The organism is Gemmatimonadales bacterium, assembly GCA_030697825.1.
GTDB lineage: Bacteria > Gemmatimonadota > Gemmatimonadetes > Gemmatimonadales > JACORV01 > JACORV01.
This window is the reverse complement of record JAUYOW010000252.1, coordinates 1-3085: the sequence shown is the minus strand read 5'-3', so window position 1 is coordinate 3085 and position 3085 is coordinate 1. Positions and strand designations below refer to the sequence as shown.

The 3085-nt window shown below is 66.6% G+C and carries 4 protein-coding genes; all 4 read left to right on the top strand.

Features of this window, described 5'->3' with window-relative positions:
* The first annotated feature begins 70 nt into the window (after nt 1–70).
* The 4 genes from Q8Q85_12850 (at nt 71) to pilO (ending at nt 2979) form a co-directional block, all read left to right on the top strand.
* Nucleotides 71–409 carry a hypothetical protein gene (locus tag Q8Q85_12850; protein ID MDP3775143.1) on the top strand — a complete coding sequence of 113 codons (339 nt, stop codon included), beginning with the start codon at nt 71–73 and terminating at the stop codon, nt 407–409.
* Between the two features lie 132 nt (nt 410–541).
* Entirely contained in the window at nt 542–1582 is a 1041-nt protein-coding gene (gene pilM, locus Q8Q85_12845) for a type IV pilus assembly protein PilM (protein ID MDP3775142.1), read from the top strand.
* Nucleotides 1583–1597: 15 nt separating this feature from the next.
* Nucleotides 1598–2311: a PilN domain-containing protein gene (locus tag Q8Q85_12840; GenBank protein MDP3775141.1), complete on the top strand. Its 714-nt coding sequence runs from the start codon at nt 1598–1600 to the stop codon at nt 2309–2311.
* Nucleotides 2312–2313: 2 nt separating this feature from the next.
* Complete coding sequence (gene pilO / locus Q8Q85_12835; protein ID MDP3775140.1) at nt 2314–2979, top strand: type 4a pilus biogenesis protein PilO; 666 nt, start codon at nt 2314–2316, stop codon at nt 2977–2979.
* Nucleotides 2980–3085: the final 106 nt, after the last annotated feature.

Sequence of the window (3085 nt, the reverse complement as noted above, 5' to 3'; positions counted from 1 at the left end):
CACTACCTGAACCACGGCGATCCTCAGCAACTGGGGCGAGCCGGGCGTCTCCCCAACCGGCACCATCGCTGTGGCGGGCTGCCGGAACTACTTCCCGATCATCTACGTGAACGGCGACCTCAAGCTGACCGGCGGCTATGGACAGGGCATTCTGCTGGTGTCGGGGGACCTCGACGTTCAGGGTGGCTTCGAGTTCTACGGGCCGGTGATAATCCGCGGCAGCCTCAAGACGTCGGGCACCGGAGGTCACTTCAACGGCGGACTGATGGCTGCCAACGTGGACCTGGAGACGTCGTCGGTGCTGGGTGACGCTGTGGTCACGTATTCCTCGTGTGCCATCGCCCGAGCGCTCCAGTTCAACGCCCCCGGCCGGCTCCTGGCCCAGCGGTCGTGGGCCGAGCTTTTCTGAGGGGTGCCAGCGACGTAAGTGATAGATATCACTTAACTTTCGCCACTTCGCTTAAAGTACCTTGACAAGTCAGGGGATGAGCGCTATCGTAGATGGCCCTCATCCCCCTATCTTCTTGAACCAACGGCAGATATGGCGCTTTTCGGTGGCAAGAAGAAGACGGTTGGCCTGGACGTCGGGAGCGGTCTCATCAAGCTCGTGGTGATCGACCACGCCAAGGGTGAGCCCGAGCTCGTCAAGGTGGCCATTACGCCCGTCCTGGCCGATGCGATCGTCGAGGGCGAGGTCATGGATCCCGGGATCGTGGCGGACGCGATCCGGGGTCTTTTCGTCACCGGCGGGGTGAAGCAGAAGAAGGTCGTCACCGCCGTGGGCGGCCGAGACGTGATCGTCAAGAAGATCCAGATGGACCGGATGAAGGAGTCGGACGCGCGCGAAGTCATCCGGTGGGAAGCGGAGCAGCACGTGCCCTTCGGCATGGAGAACGTTCAGCTCGACTTCCAGATCCTGGACCCCGACGCGGAAGGGCTCCAGATGAACGTCCTGCTGGTCGCAGCCAAACGCGAGTTGGTGGAGAACAAGCAGGCGCTGTTGACCGACGCCGGGCTCCAGCCCGAGATCGTCGACGTGGATGCCTTCGCGCTGCACAATGCGTTCGAGGCCAACTATCCCGACGAGCTCACGGGCACTATCGGCCTGCTGAACATCGGCCACGAGGTCACGAACATCAACATCCTCGAGGACGGCGTGCCGATCCTCACGCGCGATCTCGCGCTCGGCACGCGGCGGTTCCGCGAGGACCTGCAGCGGGAGCGCGGGATGAGCGCGGAGGAGGCCGACAAGCTGCTCCAGGCGTTCGAGCGCTCGCCGGTGCTGGACCCGTACGTCGAGAGCCGTGGCGAGGAGATGTCGGTCGGCATCGAGCGCGCGGGCGCGTTCCTCCAGACCGCCAGCCGGAGCGGCGTGGCGATGGCGAAGATGTACATGTCGGGCGGCGGTTCGCGGATCCCGGGAATCGGCGAGGTGCTCGCCGACCGCCTGCGGATCCCGGTGGAGAAAGCGAATCCTATCAAGAACATCAAGGTCAGGGACGGCGTCTTCGACACCCTCTCGATGGACGAGGTGGTGCCGCTCTTGATGCTGCCCATGGGCCTTGCCCTCCGGTCCTCGTAGGGCGCGGGCGCAAGAATGATCGAAATCAACCTGTTGCCGGGTGCCGGGAAGAGGCGTGGCGGTAAGGGCGCCTCGTTCCAGATGCCCGACTTCAAGGCGATGCTCACCGCGGTGAAGGATCCCTGGCTCATCGCGTGCGTGGCGAGCTGGGCGGTGATCGCGATCCTGATGGCGTTCTTCTATCTGCCGCGGCGCTCCACCATCTCCAAGCTTGAGCCGCGGCTCGAGTCGGCCAAGGCGGATGCCCATCGGCTCGAGCAGGTGCTGCGGGTACGCCAGGGCTTCGAGGCCAGGCGCGACACGGTCCAGCGCCAGATCGTGGTGATCCGGGACATCGACCGCGACCGCTATGTGTGGCCGCACCTCCTGGACGCGATCACCAAGGCCCTGCCGCCTTACACCTGGCTGGATGACGTGGCCTCGGTCGCGGCGGAGGGCGGCGACGACTCGACGAGATCTTCCACCGGATTCCAGATCACCGGCAAGTCGGCGGACATCCAGGCGATCACGCGCTTCGTGCGGAACCTTGAGGAGTCGCCGTTCATCGAAGGAGCCTCGACCAGATCCACCGGGGCGGTGAACGAGCAGGGGCGCGACGTGTTCACGTACATCATCGCGGCGCGATACCAGGTCCCCGATTCCTCGATCCTGACGATGCAGCCGCTGGCGGCGTCCGTCGTTCGGGGCGTGCGCTCGGGCGGCGGGGCGCGCGGGGCGCGGGGGCGTTAGCCATGGCCGTCATTCCCCAGGACATGCGCGGCCAGGTCTTCCTGGCGTTGACGGTCTTCGCAGTATCGGGGGCGTACTTCGTCTGGTCCGGCACGCCCATCGGCGGGATACTGGGCGTCAAGCAGCTTGGCAAGACGCGCGACTCGCTCCAGGTGCAGATCGACTCGACCGAGGAGCAGGTGCGCAAGGCGAAGCGCGACGTGCAGCGCGGCGCGGTCCAGCAGCTCGAGCAGCAGCTCGCGGAGTACCGCGCCACCCTCGACCTGATGCGCCAGTTGGTGCCGCTCTCCGGGGAAGTGCCGAACCTGCTGGACGACATCTCGAGCCGCGCCAAGATCCGCGGCGCCAACGTCGTCAACTTCGTGCCGCAGCCGGTGGAGTCTGGATCGCCGTTCGATACGCAGCGATTCCGCTTCACGGTGACCGGCGAGTACGACCAGGTGGGCGAGTTCCTTTCCGACATTGCGAGCCTGGCGCGCATCATCGTCCCGTACGACGTGAAGCTGGAGCGCATCCAGAGCCCGACCGCCGATTCCGCGCTGCGCGCGAGGGGCACGCTGCTGCAGGCGACCTTCCAGATCCGGACTTACGTGAAGCCGCCCGTGACCGACAGCGCCGCTATGCGCGCGGACACCGCCGCCGCCGCGCGGAGGGCCGGAGATGACTAGTCGCGCGGCGCGTCGGCTCGCCCTCGCCGGGATGGCGCTGCTGGCCGCGTCCGCGCTGGGGGCGCAGCAGCCCCGGCGTCCCGCCCCCGCCCCCGCCCCCGCGCCG